At 72.5% G+C, this 15,524-nt stretch carries 8 protein-coding genes and 1 tRNA gene; all 9 read right to left on the minus strand.

Going from position 1 to position 15,524, the window contains the following annotated elements; genetic code table 11:
- Nucleotides 1–83: 83 nt before the first annotated feature.
- The gene (locus AB0C96_RS15755; protein ID WP_362917651.1) at nt 84–794 is read right to left on the minus strand and encodes a hypothetical protein; all 711 of its coding nucleotides are present in this window, start codon (nt 792–794) and stop codon (nt 84–86) included.
- Entirely contained in the window at nt 791–3,331 is a 2,541-nt protein-coding gene (locus tag AB0C96_RS15760; RefSeq protein WP_362917653.1) for a hypothetical protein, read from the minus strand. The genes AB0C96_RS15755 and AB0C96_RS15760 overlap by 4 nt, the downstream gene beginning before the upstream one ends.
- A gap of 301 nt (nt 3,332–3,632) precedes the next feature.
- Nucleotides 3,633–3,977, minus strand: coding sequence for a hypothetical protein (locus AB0C96_RS15765; protein WP_362917654.1), 345 nt, complete (start codon nt 3,975–3,977; stop codon nt 3,633–3,635).
- Nucleotides 3,978–4,105: 128 nt separating this feature from the next.
- Nucleotides 4,106–4,717, minus strand: a complete 612-nt coding sequence (locus tag AB0C96_RS15770) for a hypothetical protein (protein ID WP_362917656.1) — start codon at nt 4,715–4,717, stop codon at nt 4,106–4,108.
- A gap of 494 nt (nt 4,718–5,211) precedes the next feature.
- Nucleotides 5,212–5,285: transfer RNA gene (locus AB0C96_RS15775), tRNA-Thr, on the minus strand.
- Between the two features lie 92 nt (nt 5,286–5,377).
- Nucleotides 5,378–6,964 (minus strand): alpha/beta hydrolase, encoded by a 1,587-nt coding sequence (locus AB0C96_RS15780; RefSeq protein WP_362917658.1) that lies wholly within the window; start codon nt 6,962–6,964, stop codon nt 5,378–5,380.
- A gap of 279 nt (nt 6,965–7,243) precedes the next feature.
- Entirely contained in the window at nt 7,244–8,497 is a 1,254-nt protein-coding gene (locus AB0C96_RS15785) for a DNA polymerase III subunit delta' (protein WP_362917660.1), read from the minus strand.
- 364 nt (nt 8,498–8,861) lie between these two features.
- Nucleotides 8,862–12,122, minus strand: a complete 3,261-nt coding sequence (gene tmk, locus AB0C96_RS15790) for a dTMP kinase (RefSeq protein ID WP_362917662.1) — start codon at nt 12,120–12,122, stop codon at nt 8,862–8,864.
- A gap of 118 nt (nt 12,123–12,240) precedes the next feature.
- The gene (gene topA, locus AB0C96_RS15795) at nt 12,241–15,084 is read right to left on the minus strand and encodes a type I DNA topoisomerase (RefSeq protein WP_362917664.1); all 2,844 of its coding nucleotides are present in this window, start codon (nt 15,082–15,084) and stop codon (nt 12,241–12,243) included.
- Nucleotides 15,085–15,524: the final 440 nt, after the last annotated feature.

Raw genomic sequence — 15,524 nt, forward strand, 5'->3', positions numbered from 1 at the left:
GCGGTCCGGGTGCGCTGCGGCCGTGTCCGCTGCGGAAGGGGAGCCCACCGCACACGGACCGCGGCGCCTCACCGCGTCCGGCCCTACGGCAGGACGCCTTGCGGCAGGACGGGTGTCGAGGGTGGGGTGTGCGCCGGCGCTGGGGTGTGAGCGGGTTGCGGGGCGTGCGGGGATCGCGGGGATCGCGGGGCGCCAGCTTCTGACGGATCGTCATATTCCTTGCCGGCAGGGGATTCTCCCGGGGCGGCGGGGAAGTCGGGGGCGAGCTGCCACTGCCCGCCTTCCTCCCGGAGGGCGAGGACATGGCCGCTGCCCGTGTGGGCCCCCGGCCCCGCGAACCAGCGGGCGTCGCTCGGGTCCCACCAGCGGCTCCCGACCCGGAGCACCTCGTGGTAGACCACGGACCGCCCGATCCACGCGTCGCTGACCTGCGCCTCGCTCCAGACGGCCCGCCAGTGTGCGGGGGCCATCGGTGGGGTCAGCACGGCGGCACGGGCACGCACGTGCGGTACGGACTTCTGGGTGAGGAGCGCCGCCGCCACATCGGCGTGCACCCCGCAGTCGCCGACGAGGTCGCCGTGGTCCACCAGATCGCACCAGTGCGTCGGCCACTGCACGGGCCCCCAGTGGAAGAGCCCGGGGACGGCGGCGAGCGCGGTCCCGGTGTCCCCGAAGTGCGTGAGCTGGGCGAAGACGCTGTGTCTGACCATCTGGCAGCACGCCTTCGCGTGACTGGCCACCCGGGACAGGCCGATTCGGTCGAACCGCTTCAGGTCCGTGATCAGACCGCTCATGGCTGCCCCAATTCCCGCGGCGCGGTCCCGCGCCCGAAGTCGTAGGCCATCGAGGTGTCGTACCCCCCGCACATACCGAACGCGAGGTAGTCGCCCTCCCGGACGTCGGTGAGGTCCAGCCGGACCGACAGCACGTCGTGCTCCATGCAGGACCTGCCCAGGATCCAGCTCCAGCCGGGCCGCAGCGGCACCCAGCGCGAGCCGTCGAACCGGACCACCGGGTGTGGATGGAACGGGGCCTCGGGCATATCGCCCTCGGCCGCGTCGACAACGATGTCGTACCCACGGTGGGATGCCCGGCGCGCCAGGACCTGCGTCACGACCGCGGCCGACGGCTGGGTGAGGAGCTTGCCCGGCTCCATCACCCACAGCGGGTCCCCGTCGCGGGCGACGGCGGGACCGTGCGCGAGCACGTACTCCAGCGAGCTGCGCACGTACGACAGGTCATCGACGTGCCACCCGCCGCCGATGTCCAGTACCGCGGGCGGCCCGCCCATCTGGTCCGCCAGCGGATCGGCCGCGCCGAGCGCCGCCACGCATTCGCGCTGCCAGCGCGACGCCCCCAGGACGCTCTGGGCGAAGTGGAAGTGCATGCCCCACCCGGCGCCGAGCCGCTCGGCGAGCCTGCGGAGCAGCCGGGCCGTCTCCGCCATGGTGTCGCGCTCGTGCAACGGGATGCCGAAGCGGCTGACCAGCCCGGCAGGCGCGACCCGGACCCCGACGACCTCTGCCTCCAACTCGAAGCCGCGGTCCAACAGGTCGTGGAGTCTGCTCAGTTCGGCCACGGAGTCGGCGAAGAAGGCGAAGCAGCGGACGCGGTCGGTGGCGGGCCACCACTTCGCGGGCCCGTTGAGGATCGCCCGTTCCGCGGCCATGCCGTGACGGTCGGCCGCTTCGAGTTCGGCCAGGCTGATCGCCTCGGCGGCCATACCGAGCCGCGCGGCCTCACGCAGCACGGCGGGCTGCGGACAGGTCTTCACGCTGTGCGCGAGGAGCACCCGGCCGACCCCCTCGACCTCCCGCCGCAGGGCCTGGACCCGCTCGGTGAACAGGGGGAGGAGGACTTGCCGGTACGGAGTGGCCGCGTCTCCCGGGGGATCGAGCAGCTCCTCGAAGCCGTCCGTGCGCGCGGCCGATGCTGCCGTCCGTGCGGCCGGTCCTCCCTTGGACGCGGCCGGTTCCTCCGCGTACCCGGGCTTCATCCCGGCGGGTACGGCCGTCTCCGTGCGGTCCGCCGAGTCCGCCGTCTCCCCCGCTCCGACGTAGGCGCCCGTACCGCCGGCGTGCGCCGCGGACATCGGGGTCGGGTGGCTCTCGACCGGATCCTCCTCGGCACTCTCGGACGGGACGAGGCGCCGTTGGCCCAGCGACGGCATTCCGGAGTGCCGTTTGTCGCCCGGACGGGAGATCCCTCCCGCGACCCAGGCGATGGGGGTGATGCCCAGGTCCGGGTGCACCGGGATCTCCTCCACCACCCGGGTGAAGCCCGGCGTGAGCCGTCTGCCGCGGTCCGCGGCCCGTCCCGTGACGAGGGCGGCGGGCAGGTTGGCGCCGCACACGGAGGCGCCGTGGATCCAGGCGGGCAGTCGCGGGTTGATCTCCATGAGCGTGAGCTCGCCACCCCAACTGCGGATCAACTCCAGCTCGCCGCCACCGGTCCACATGGCGTCGGCGAGCAGATCCGCCAGGCGGTCGCGCATGGCCGCGTCCAGCTCGGAGACCTCGCCGGCCCAGGTCTTCCCCTCGGTCGTGACCATCGCCTTCGCGATGAAGACCGCATCGAGCAGCTGACCGTCTTGGGCGCAGAACGCGATGCTGCACTCCTGGCCGGCCACGTGCGCCTCCAGGTGCCACTCACCGCCCCAGGTCCGCTGGACGACGTCGCCCAGGGACAGCGCGGCCCCTGCGGTGTGGGCCCGGTGGGCGTCATAGTGCTGGCCCTTGACCCACACCCCGTACGGAGACCGGCGGATGAACCGGTCGACGGCCTGCCAGCTGGTGTCGCTCTCGTGCTCCGGGGCGCGCAGCCCGAGGCGTTCCGCCGCTTCGACGGGAGGTTTGCCGACCAGCTCCAGCGCGGTCTTCGGAGGCCCCAGAATCCGGTCGTGCGACCCGAGCTCCCGTGCCAGCAGCCGGACTTCCAGATCCAGACAGGGAATCAGAACCGCGTCCTCGGGCTCCAGAAGGCGTTCCATCTGCTCGACCCACGTGGCCAGGTGCGCCTCGCGCCACGCGGGGAGGCAGACCAGGTCGTCGAGGAGTTCCGAGTGCAGCCCCGAACTCTCCCGCGAGTAGTCCAGGCCGACGATCCGGAGATCGGGCCGGGCGAGACGCAACGAGCGGGCCACGCTCAGCCCCGGCGACGGGTTCGGCCCGCTGTGCATACCGCTGACGAAGACCGTGCTCACCTTCGTCGCGGGACCATGGGGGCCCACCACGATCTCCGAGCACGTGGCGGTCCCCTGCGGTGCGTCAGGTCTGGTGGCACCGCTGGCGGCGCCCGCTGGCTCGTGTCCGATGTCTTCTTGAAGCCCCATGCCGACATCATCAGCAGAGCTCTCACCGCCCGCACCCGGTGACGGCCGGCAGGGTGAGCCCGCCGCGACGGGTGTCACCCGCACGGCCGCCGACATGCGTGAAACGCCTCGACGCGGGTGGCGCGTCAGGCGTTTGGCCCCTCGTCAGCACCGGTCACACGGGCACATGGGACGAGGCGGCCAGGACCGTCACGCACGACGGTGCAGTGCCGGGTGCCGGTGCGGCGGATCGGTCCACGGCGTTGGGGAGCCGCGATGCCGGTCGCGGGGTCGCCCCGCTCCGGCCGCCACCGTTCGGGGCTCAGTACCCGATGTGGGGGATGCGGAAGCCCTTGGGCATCGCCGCCCTGTTGGAGCAGTCGACGGAAGGCCCCTGCGTGCCCCCGCTGGGCAGCAGACCGCTCTCGGGCCACACCACGTGGTGCCGGGCGGTCGACGAGCAGTCCTGCTGCTGCTTGAGAACGCGCTTGCCGTCCTTGGTGGTGAGGGTGGTCTGACGCTTGTGGATGCAGGAACTGTCGCCCTGAGGGCCGCGGGTACAGTCGCCCCAGGCTTCTCCGGCGTACGCCTGGGAGGCACCGGCGCAGGTCACGGCGAGGCTGCCGAGGAGCGCCGAGACGGTGGCGATCGTCTTCCGACTGAACATGTCCGCATTCCTTTGTGATCGATGCCCGGGCACCCGCACGGCGAACCGGCCGGCGCCCGGGCCCTGGAGAAGGTCGGAAGCGGGCCCCGGCGTCGAGCTGTGGCTCGGACGCCGGGACCCTGCCCCCGTTACTTGCCGAGGGCGTTGTTGTTGCAGCCCATGCTCGAACCCTGCTTGGTGTGCTGCGCACCCGGGCTGCCCTCGCCGCCGAGCGCGTTGCCCAGCAGACCGTTGAGGATCCCGACCTGGCCGAGGACGTCGACGTTCAGGTCGTGCGACCGGCACGAGGTGTGCTGCTTGACGTCGATGCGGTCCCCACGGTCGTGCGAGTGCTCCCGCTCCGGGCCCTGCGGAGCGGTCTGCGGCGCCGGAGCCTGCGGAGCGGTCTGCGGGGCCGGGGCCTGCGGAGCAACGGCCTGCGGAGCCGGAGCCTGCTGGATGGGGGCCTGCGGGGCAACGGCCTGCGGGGCCGGAGCCTGCTGGATGGGGGCCTGGGCGGGAGCCTGCGGAGCAGTCTGCGGCGCCGGAGCCTGCGGAGCGAAAGCCTGCGGAGCGGCTTGCGAGCCGTAGCCGTGCGGGGAGCCACCGTGCGAAACGGCTCCGGCAGCGGACGCCGACGTGGCCCACGCCGCGGCCTCCGGACCGCCGCCGTACCCGTCAGCGAAGCTGACGCCGACGCCGAAGGTGGACAGACAACCGACCGCCACGACGGCAATCGCGACTTGCTGAAGTTTGCGCATGGAACTCGTGATCCTTCATTGCATGTGGATGGAGGAACCTGACTTGACTACTACTAATTGTGAGTATATGTGCACTAAAAGTAGTCATTAGGGATTTCGCCCCATTTCGCTCCCCGTGTCGGCCCACGGAGGACGCCTCCCACAGACCCACGACGACACCCGCCCACGCCACGCCCTCCGACACCGCGCGAGACCGACAGCGGACCCCATCGCTCCTCCTCTCTCCCGAGGGGAACGAGCCTTCCCCCAGGTCGGGTCACGGGAGCTGATACGCGGTCACCCGAATGCCCACGCGCACACAGGGACGGCCGCGTTCGCGCGCAAGGGATGGCCGCGTTCGCGCACACAGGGACTGTTGGGCTCCCTCCGCCCCACGCCCCACCCCGGCGGCGGGCGTCCGCAGACGCGCCGGCCAGGGGCGCACCATCGACGGGGGCACCCCTCACATGCAAAAAAAGCCAGGTCAGACAAAGTCTGACCTGGCTTTCTCAGCGAGCCGCCTTCGGGATTCGAACCCGAGACCTACGCATTACGAGTGCGTTGCTCTGGCCAACTGAGCTAAGGCGGCGTGGTGCGCGGCCCAGTCTACACATCACTGAGGGGTGGTCCGTAACCAGTTGTGGGGCTGGTCAGGGCGGGCGGAGGTGGGTGTGGGGTGGGTCACTTGCAGAGGGCGTTCTTGGGCGGGGCGGTGCCCTTGAGGAGGTAGGTGTTGATCGCGGCGTCGATGCAGGTGCTGCCGCGGCCGTAGGCGGTGTGGCCGTCGCCCTGGTAGGTGAGGAGGGTGGCGCTGGTGAGCTGGTGGGCGAGGGACTTGGCCCAGGCGTAGGGGGTGGCCGGGTCGCGGGTGGTGCCGACGACGATGATCGGGGCGGCGCCCTTGGCCTCGATGCGGTGGAACGTGCCGGAGGCCTTGACCGGCCAGTACGCGCAGTTCAGGGCGGCCCAGGCGAAGCTGTCACCGAAGACCGGGGAGGCCTTGCGGAAGCTGGGCAGGGCGGCGCGGACCTGGTCGGGGGTGGTGAAGGCGGGCGCGAGGTCGAGGCAGTTGACGGCGGGGTTGGCGTACATCTGGTTGGCGTACTTGCCGTTCGCGTCGCGCTCGTAGTAGCTGTCGGAGAGGGTGAGCAGCCCACGGCCGTTGCCCGCCTTGGCCTGGGCGAGGTACTCGCGCAGCATGGGCCAGGCGCGCTGGTCGTACATCGCGGCGATGACGCCGGTCATGGCGAGGGATTCGGTGAGCGGCCGCGTCTCGCCCGTCGCGACCGGGTGGGCGTCCAGCTTCTTGAAGAAGGCGGAGAGTTGCTTGCCGGCGTCCGCGGCGCTCTTGTGGCCGAGCGGGCAGTCCTTCTTCTTGATGCAGTCCCCGGCGAACGCGGTGAAGGCGGTGTTGAAGCCGCGGGTCTGGTCGAGGTTGATCGTCCGGGAGTCGCGGTCCGGGTCCATGGCGCCGTCCAGGACCAGCCGGCCGGAGCGGGTGGGGAAGAGACCGGCGTAGGTCGCGCCGAGGAAGGTGCCGTAGGAGGCGCCGACGTACGTCAGCTTCTTGTCGCCCAGGACGGCGCGCAGCACGTCCATGTCGCGGGCGGCCTCGATGGTGGAGACGTGCGGCAGCACCTTGCCGGAACGGGCCTCGCAGCCCTTGGCGAAGTCGCGGTAGGCGGTGACGAGGCCGTTGACCTCGGCCGAGGAGTCCGGGGTCTGGTCGGTCTCGGTGTAGCGGTCCATCTGCTTGTTGGACAGGCACTCGACCGGTTCGCTACGGGCCACCCCGCGCGGGTCCATCGCCACCATGTCGTAGCGGGCGCGGACCGATGCGGGCTGGGGGGCGTACTGCTGGAGGTAGTCGATCGCCGAGCCGCCCGGTCCGCCCGGGTTGACCATGAGGGAGCCGAGCCGGCTTCCGGGACCGGTGGCCTTCTTGCGGGCCACCGCGAGCTTCAGGTCCGTGGCCGGGCTGGGCTTGGCGTAGTCCAGGGGCGCCTTCATCGTCGCGCACTCGAAGCCGGCGACAGTGCAGGGGTGCCAGCTGAGCTTCTGGTCGTAGTACGGACGGAGGTTGGCCGGGATGGCGGCCGGAAGGGGGTGGAGGGTGGCGTCCTCGGGGCGCTGAGCGCCGGCCTTCGTCGTACGCCCCGGGGACGCTGCGCCGCCGGGGGACGAACTGCCCGAGGAGCAGCCGGAGATCAGCAGAGCGGTGGCCGCGAGGACGGCGGCGGAGGTGCGGAGCAGGCGGCTGGTGGCCATGGGTGGTCCCTTGGTGTCGATCCCGGAGCGTCGGCCCCTGGGGAGGGAGCGTGGACGGGGGATGCGGGGCGTGGGGTGGGGTGTGGAGCGTGCGGTGCGGTGGTCCTTGGGGAGTGGGGTTTGGGGAGTGGGGTTTGGGGAGTGGGGTTTGGGGAGTGGGGTTTGGGGAGTGGGGTTGGTTCGTTCGGACGGAGAGTAGGGGGAAGGGGACTGTGTGTGCCGGTCTCCTCGAAGGGGAGTGGGCGGTCGGTGGGCTGTGGTCGTAAGCCGGCGGAGGGGTCAGCCGGCGCGGAGGGACGCGGTCATGGCCTCCACGGCCAACAGGGGGGCGACATTGCGGTCGAGGGCCTCACGGCAGGCGATCACCGCCTCTATCCGGCGCAGGGTGCGCTCGGGGGTCGAGCCGGCGGCGACGCGCTGGACGCTGTCGCGGACCTCGTCGTTGGCGATCGGGACCGAGGCGCCCATCTGGAGGGCGAGGACGTCCCGGTAGAAGCCGGTGAGGTCGACCAGGGCCAGGTCGAGGCTGTCGCGCTGGGTGCGGGTCGCGCGGCGCTTCTGCTTGTCCTGGAGCTCCTTCATCACGCCCGCCGTACCGCGGGGCAGCCGGCCGCCGGTCCCGGCGGCGGCGCCGAGCGCGGCGCGCAGCTCCTCGGTCTCCTTGGTGTCGATCTCCTCGGCGACCTGCTTGGCGTCCTCCCCCGCGGCGTCGATCAGCTCCTGGGCGGCCTTGAGGCAGCCACCGATGTCGTCGATGCGGAGCGGCAGCTTGAGGACCGCCGCGCGGCGGGCGCGGGCGCGCTCGTCGGTGGCGAGGCGACGGGCCCGGCCGATGTGCCCCTGGGTGGCGCGGGCGGCGCGGGCGGCGGCCTCGGGCTCGATGCCGTCCCGCCGTACCAGGACGTCGGCGACCGCGTCGACCGGCGGCGTCCGCAGGCTGAGGTGGCGGCAGCGGGAGCGGATGGTGGGGAGGACGTCCTCGATGGAGGGGGCGCAGAGCAGCCAGACCGTACGGGGGGCCGGTTCCTCCACGGCCTTGAGGAGGACGTTGCCCGCGCCCTCGGTGAGGCGGTCGGCGTCCTCCAGGACGATCACCTGCCAGCGGCCGCCGGCCGGGGAGAGCGAGGACCGGCGGACCAGGTCGCGGGTCTCCTTGACGCCGATGGAGAGCAGGTCCGTCCGGACGATCTCGACGTCGGCGTGGGTGCCTACCAGCGCCGTGTGGCAGCCGTCGCAGAAGCCGCAGCCGGGGGCGCCCCCGAGGGCGCGGTCGGGGCTGACGCACTGGAGGGCGGCGGCGAAGGCGCGGGCCGCGGTGGAGCGGCCGGAGCCGGGCGGGCCGGTGAACAGCCAGGCGTGGGTCATCTGGGAGGTGCCGCTCCGGTCGGCCGACGGCTCGGGCCGCGGCTGCCCGCCGAGGCGCGCCCCCTCCGTGGCGTGCTCGGCGGTGACCAGGGCGTCCGCATCGCGCGCGGCCGCGGCCAGCTGCGCCGTCACCCGGTCCTGGCCGACCACGTCGTCCCATACCGCCATCGCTGCCTGCCGTTCCTGTCCGTTCCGTGCTGGTCCCAACTCGCGTGACCCATTGTGGTGCAACCCACTGACAAACGAATCCCGAAGCGGGTTCCGGGCCGCCCGCGGGCATCCGTCCGGAGGCGGAGAACGGCCGTGGTCGCAGCTTCTCCACTGCGACCACGGCCGGTGTGACGGGGCCCGCAAGGGACTTCGGACGGACTTCGCAAGGGCATCGGAAGGGCATCGGAAGGGAATTTCGCCGCAGAGCGCCGAAAGGGTTCTCCGTTCCCCGTTGGGCTAGTCCGCCCTGCACCGTTGGGCCAGTGGCGCCGTGCGCCCTGTTGGGCCAATGGCACCGTGCGCCCCGTCGGGTTGGCTCGGACTAGCGGCGCCGTCCTCGGTCGCCGCGACGGCCGTCGTCGTCCGCGTCCTCGTCCGCGTGCGGGCCGAGCAGCTCGTCGGCGAGCGTCGGAAGGTCGTCCAGCGGGGTCTCCTCCGCCCATTCGGGGCGGGGGCGGCTGCGCTGCGACGGCTGCGGACTCTCGGCGGGCCGGCCGGTCGACGGGTCGATCTGCGGGAGTTCGCGGGTGCGCTCGACGCTCGACTCGCCGGCGGAGGGCGCCTCGGGCGCGGCGCCGCCCGCGGCCTGGTCGCGGAACATCCACGACGGCACCCGGTCGGCGGGTTCGTCGCCGCGGGCCCCGTCGCCCGGCGCGCGCTCGTCCCGTACGGGCGGCAGCACGGCGGTCTCCTCCACGTCCGCGCCCCGGGCCCCGAGATCGCGCACCGGAGGCAGCACGGCCGTCTCGTCGGCCGCACCGGGCACCGCGCGGTGCGACGTCGCGGGCCGCGGCAGCGCCTCCGTGCGTTCGCCCTCGGAACCGGACGCGGCGTCGGACGGCGTGGTGGTGTCGGCCGCGTCGCCGCCCTCCACATAGCGCTTGCGCAGGTCCGCCACCGGCGTCTCGGTCGTCGGCGCCTCGGCGGCCTCGGCCGCTTCGGCCGCCGCCCTGGCCTCGGCCGCGGCCGCCGCCTCCGCTGCCGCCACCCGTGCCTGCTCGGCACGGAGCAGGGCCTCCTCGGCCTTGCGCTGCTTCTCCAGGCGGCGCTCCTCGGCCTCCTTGCGCAGCCGCGCCTGCTCCTCGTGCTGCTTGCGCAGCCGCTCCTTCTCGGCCTGGCGGGCCCTCTCCTCGGCCTCGCGGCGCTGCCGTTCCGCCTCCGCCGCCTGCCGGGCCTCCTCGGCGCGCTGCCGGGCCTCGGCCGCCTGGCGGGCCGCCTCCTGTGCCTTGGCCCGCTCGGCCTCCAGCCGCTTGCGCTCCTCCTCCTCGGCGCGGAGCTTGGCGAGCTGCTCCTGGCGCTCGCGCTCCAGGCGCGCCTCCTCGGCCTTGCGCGCGGCCTCCTCCTCGGCCCGTCGGCGGGCCTCTTCCTCGGCCGCCTTACGGGCCTCGGCCTGCGCCGTGATCTCGGCCTCGGACAGCGGGAGCACCTGGTCGAGGCGGTGCCGTACGACGGTGGTGACGGCCTCCGGCTCCTGGCCGGCGTCGACGACCAGGTAGCGCGCCGGGTCGGCGGCGGCCAGGGTGAGGAACCCGGCCCGCACCCGCTGGTGGAACGCGGCGGGCTCGGACTCCAGCCGGTCCGGTGCCTCGGTGAAGCGCTCGCGGGCGGTCTCCGGGGAGATGTCGAGCAGCACGGTCAGGTGCGGGACCAGGCCGCCCGTCGCCCAGCGGTTGATCCGGGCGATCTCCGTGGGCGCGAGGTTGCGGCCGGCGCCCTGGTAGGCGACCGAGGAGTCGATGTACCGGTCGGTGATGACGACCGCGCCGCGCTCCAGGGCGGGCCGGATGACGCTGTTGACGTGCTCGGCGCGGTCGGCGGCGAACATCAGCGCCTCCGCACGGTCCGAGAGCCCGGTGGTCGCGACGTCCAGGATGATCGAACGCAGGCGCTTGCCGATGGCGGTGGCGCCCGGCTCGCGGGTCACCACGACCTCGTGGCCCTTGCCGCGGATCCACTCGGCGAGCGCCTCGACCTGGGTGGACTTGCCGGCGCCGTCGCCGCCCTCCAGGGCGATGAAGAAGCCGGTGGCGGCGGGGGCCTGGTCCGGGTCGCCGCCGCGCAGCGCCTCGCGCAGATCGCGCCGCAGCGGGACGCCCTCACGGTCGTCGAGCTTGGTCAGGACCCAGGCGGCGACCGGCAGCAGCAGCGCGCCGACCAGCATCAGGGTGTAGGACGCGCCCCCGTAGGAGAAGGCGAAGACGCCGCTGCCGAGGTGGTGCGGGCCGATGACGGCGGCGAGCAGCGGCGCGACGATGGCGGCCAGCGCGACCGCGAGCCGTACCACGGCGTGCAGGTGCTCGGTCGTACGGGCGGAGCGGAACTCCTCGCACTCCTGGTCCAGCAGGACGTGCCCCGTATTGGCCGCGATCCCGGCGCCCACACCGGCCATCAGTGCCAGGACCAGGGCCGTCGTGGTGTCCGGGACCAGGCCCATGACCAGCAGTGCCAGACCGGTCACGGCCACCGCGAGGGCGAGCAGCCGGCGCCGCGGGAGCGTCGGCAGCACCCGGCGGGCGCCGCGGATGCCGGCGGCGGTGCCCCCGGTCAGCGCGAGCACCAGCAGCGCGAAGGTGGCCGGTCCGCCGGCCAGGTCGTAGGCCTGGAGCACGGCGAGCGTGACCGCCGCGGCGATCCCTGCGGCGACCGCGGCACAGGCCAGGACGAGCAGCGGGACCGCGCCCGTGCGGCCCTTGTCGGCCACCGCCTTCTCGCCCTGGTTCTGGGCCTGGGCGTGGGCCTTGGGCCGACGCAGCCCCTCCAGGGGGGAGCGGGGCCGCGGCGTGGCGACACCGGGGAGCTCGATGAAGTAGAGGATCGATACGGACGCGGCGAACAGACCGGCCGCCACATAGGAGCCGAGGGCGGCCTGGTGCAGGCGGAACCAGTCGACGCCGGTACCCAGCAGCTTGCTGATGAGCGTGACGACCACCAGGGCGGCGGCCGCGACCGGCAGCCCCAGGAAGGTGGTGCGCAGCGAGAGGCGGCGCAGCGCGTCCATGTTGTCGGGCAGCGGCCGCACCGCGGCGCCCTCGGGCGGCGGTGCGGGCAGCAGTCCGGGCGCCGCGCTCTCCCGGCAGACGGTCCAGAAGCGCTCGGCGACGCCCGTGACGAAGACCGTGACCAGCACCCCGGCCAGCGCGTCGGCCGGCGTCCAGTCGATCCAGAGGGGGGCGATGACCAGCAGCGCGAGCCGCAGCACATCGGCGACGACCATCGTCCAGCGCCGGTCCAGCGGGCCGGTGGGGGACGTCAGCGCGGACAGCGGGCCCAGCAGGACCGCCCCGAAGAGCAGCGCCGCCAGCATCCGGACCGCGAAGACCGCGGTGACCGCGAGGGCGGCGCCCCGGTAGCCGCCGCCGAAGACGGCCGCGCCGCCGAGCGGTACGTACAGCGCCGCCTGAAGCGCGAGGAGCACCAGGACGAGCATGGACAGGGCATCGCCGATCGACCCGACACACTGGGCGCTCCACAGCCGCTTCAGCGGGGGGAAGCGCAGCAGAGCCCGCACCGCCCGCTCGCGGGAGTCCGCCGCGAGGGCGCTTGACGTGGGGGTCACGACCGTTGGCTGCTCGGCACGCGTCATCTCGCCAGCCTATCGGGACGGCGCACGCCATCGGACGCCTGCCCGAACAAACGGGCGGGCTCGACGGAACGCGTCCGTCTTGCCCGCCCTTGTCCCGCGCGCCACCGGGGCGCGCGGCTCAGTCCTCGGCCGACGCCGCCGTCTTCTTGGCCGCCGCGGTCTTCGCGGTGGCCTTCTTGGCGGTCGTCTTCTTCGCCGTGGTGGTCTTCTTCGCCGCGGTCTTCTTGGCGGCGGTCTTCTTGGCAGCCGTCTTCTTCGCCGGTGCCTTCTTGGCCGGTGCCTTCTTGGCGGTCTTCTTCGCCGGCCCCTTGGCGCGCTTCTCCGCCAGCAGCTCGTAGCCGCGCTCGGGGGTGATCGTCTCGACGTCGTCGTCCCGGCGCAGCGTGGCGTTGGTCTCGCCGTCGGTGACGTACGCGCCGAACCGGCCGTCCTTGACCACCACCGGCTTGCCGCTGACCGGGTCGGTGCCCAGCTCCTTCAGCGGCGGCTTGGCGGCGGCCCGGCCGCGCTGCTTGGGCTGCGCGTAGATGGCCAGCGCCTCGTCCAGGGTGATGGTGAAGAGCTGCTCCTCGTTCTCCAGGGAGCGCGAGTCGGTGCCCTTCTTGAGGTACGGGCCGTAGCGGCCGTTCTGCGCGGTGATCTCCACGCCCTCGGCGTCCTGGCCGACGACCCGCGGCAGCGACATCAGCTTGAGCGCGTCCTGGAGGGTCACGGTGTCCAGGGACATCGACTTGAAGAGCGAGGCGGTGCGCGGCTTCACCGCGTTCTTGCCGGTCTTCGGGGTGCCCTCGGGCAGGATCTCGGTGACGTACGGGCCGTAGCGGCCGTCCTTGGCGACGATCTCGTTGCCGCTGTCCGGGTCCACGCCCAGCACGAAGTCACCGCTCGGCTTGGCCAGCAGCTCCTCCGCGTACTCCACGGTCAGCTCGTCGGGCGCGAGGTCGTCGGGCACGTCGGCCCGCTGGTGGCCTTCTTCGCCCTTCTCCCCGCGCTCGACGTAGGGGCCGTAGCGGCCGACCCGGAGCTTGATGTCGTCGCTCACGGAGAAGGACGAGATCTCCCGGGCGTCGATCGCGCCCAGGTCCTCGACCAGCTCCTTGAGCCCGCCGAGGTGGTCGCCGTCGCCGTTGCCGGCCTCCGCGGCGCCCCCGGCGCCTTCGCCCTCGCCGAAGTAGAAGCGTCGCAGCCACGGCACGGCCTGCGCCTCACCGCGGGCGATCCGGTCGAGGTCGTCCTCCATCTTGGCGGTGAAGTCGTAGTCGACCAGCCGGCCGAAGTGCTTCTCCAGGAGGTTGACCACGGCGAAGGACAGGAAGGACGGGACGAGCGCGGTGCCCTTCTTGAAGACATAGCCGCGGTCGAGGATCGTGCCGATGATCGACGCATACGTCGACGGACGGCCGATCTCGCGCTCCTCCAGCTCCTTGACCAGCGTGGCCTCGGTGTAGCGGGCGGGCGGCTTGGTGGCGTGCCCGTCCGCGGTGATCTCCCGCGCGGCCAGGGCGTCGCCCTCGGCGACCTGCGGCAGCCGGCGCTCGCGGTCGTCCAGCTCGGCGTTGGGGTCGTCGGCGCCCTCCACGTAGGCCTTGAGGAAGCCGTGGAAGGTGATGGTCTTGCCGGACGCGGTGAACTCGGCGTCCCGTCCGTCGGCGGAGCGGCCGCCGATCTTGACGGTGACGGAGTTCCCGGTCGCGTCCTTCATCTGCGAGGCCACGGTCCGCTTCCAGATCAGCTCGTAGAGCCTGAACTGGTCGCCGGTCAGACCGGTCTCGGCCGGGGTGCGGAAGCGGTCGCCGGAGGGGCGGATCGCCTCGTGCGCCTCCTGGGCGTTCTTGACCTTGCCGGCGTAGGTGCGCGGCTTGTCCGGCAGGTAGTTCGCGCCGTACAGGTGCGTCACCTGCGCCCGGGCCGCGGCGACCGCGGTGTCCGAGAGCGTGGTGGAGTCCGTACGCATGTAGGTGATGAAGCCGTTCTCGTACAGCTTCTGCGCCACCTGCATGGTCGCCTTGGCGCCGAAGCCGAGCTTGCGGCTGGCCTCCTGCTGGAGGGTGGTGGTGCGGAACGGCGCGTACGGCGAGCGGCGGTACGGCTTGGACTCGACCGAGCGCACCGAGAAGTCGGTGCCCTCCAGGGCGGCGGCGAGCGCCCGGGCGTTCGCCTCGTCCAGGTGGAGCACGTCGTTGTTCTTCAGCTGCCCGTTCGGGCCGAAGTCGCGGCCCTGGGCGACCCGGCGGCCGTCGACGGTGTTCAGCCGCGCGGTGAGGGTCTGCGGATCGCTGGCGTCACCGGCCCGGCCGGTGGCGAAGGTGCCGGTCAGGTCCCAGTACTCGGCGGAACGGAAGGCGATGCGCTCGCGCTCCCGCTCGACGACGAGGCGGGTCGCCACAGACTGCACCCGACCGGCCGACAGCCGGGGCATGACCTTCTTCCACAGGACCGGGGAGACCTCGTAGCCGTAGAGGCGGTCCAGGATCCGGCGGGTCTCCTGGGCGTCGACCAGCTTCTGGTTCAGGTCCCGCGGGTTGGCGACGGCCTCACGGATCGCGTCCTTGGTGATCTCGTGGAAGACCATCCGGTGGACCGGCACCTTGGGCTTGAGGATCTCCTGGAGGTGCCAGGCGATGGCCTCGCCCTCGCGGTCCTCATCTGTTGCGAGGTAGAGCTCGTCGGACTCGGCCAGCAGCTCCTTGAGCTTCTTGACCTGGTCCTTCTTGTCGCTGTTGACGACATAGATCGGCTGGAAATCTGCGTCGACGTTCACCCCGAGCCGGGCCCACGGCTCGCCCTTGTACTTCGCCGGGACCTCCGCGGCGCCATTGGGGAGGTCGCGGATGTGCCCCACGCTTGCCTCGACCACATAGCCGGGGCCGAGGTAGCCCTTGATCGTCTTCGCCTTGGCGGGCGACTCGACGATGACAAGTCGGCGGCCGCCGCCCTCTGTGGCTTCGCTGGTCGGGGACAACTTCGCTCTTCTCTCCGGTCGACGCTGGGAATGCCCCCGGCCGGACGCCGGGGAGGCACTGCGGTGACGCTTGACGCTGCGGAGTGTGACGGTACCTCCCGCCCCCGTGTCAAACGGAAAAACCCCGCAACGCCACTCGAACGGTAACCCGACTACATGCCTTCATGCCGCCCGGACCGCATCAGCCGTTGTCTCCGGGCCCAGGACCCGCCTCTGTGGATCATGGCGTGCCGGCCACGGCTCCCGGCGTCCGCCTCGGCCATCCTCCGCACATCGTCCCGGCCGCACCACGGCTGATTCCGGACGGTAACCGTCCGCGTGCGCGGCGACCGACCGCCCCCGTGCCCGCCACCGGACGACCGGCCCGGCCACTTTCACAAGGCGGTGGCGGATCCTGTCATCGCCTTGATACGGCGTGTCATCCGGCTGGCAGGATGGAC

The organism is Streptomyces sp. NPDC048506 (assembly GCF_040651315.1).
Taxonomy (GTDB): domain Bacteria; phylum Actinomycetota; class Actinomycetes; order Streptomycetales; family Streptomycetaceae; genus Streptomyces.

Bases quoted from the DNA above. Each gene is read 5' to 3' on its own strand.
- AB0C96_RS15785 (WP_362917660.1), bottom strand. From the start codon at position 8,497: ATGGCGGTATGGGACGACGTGGTCGGCCAGGACCGGGTGACGGCGCAG.
- AB0C96_RS15770 (WP_362917656.1), bottom strand. From the start codon at position 4,717: ATGCGCAAACTTCAGCAAGTCGCGATTGCCGTCGTGGCGGTCGGTTGT.
- AB0C96_RS15765 (WP_362917654.1), bottom strand. From the start codon at position 3,977: ATGTTCAGTCGGAAGACGATCGCCACCGTCTCGGCGCTCCTCGGCAGC.
- AB0C96_RS15760 (WP_362917653.1), bottom strand. From the start codon at position 3,331: ATGGGGCTTCAAGAAGACATCGGACACGAGCCAGCGGGCGCCGCCAGC.
- AB0C96_RS15755 (WP_362917651.1), bottom strand. From the start codon at position 794: ATGAGCGGTCTGATCACGGACCTGAAGCGGTTCGACCGAATCGGCCTG.
- tmk (WP_362917662.1), bottom strand. From the start codon at position 12,122: ATGACGCGTGCCGAGCAGCCAACGGTCGTGACCCCCACGTCAAGCGCC.
- AB0C96_RS15780 (WP_362917658.1), bottom strand. From the start codon at position 6,964: ATGGCCACCAGCCGCCTGCTCCGCACCTCCGCCGCCGTCCTCGCGGCC.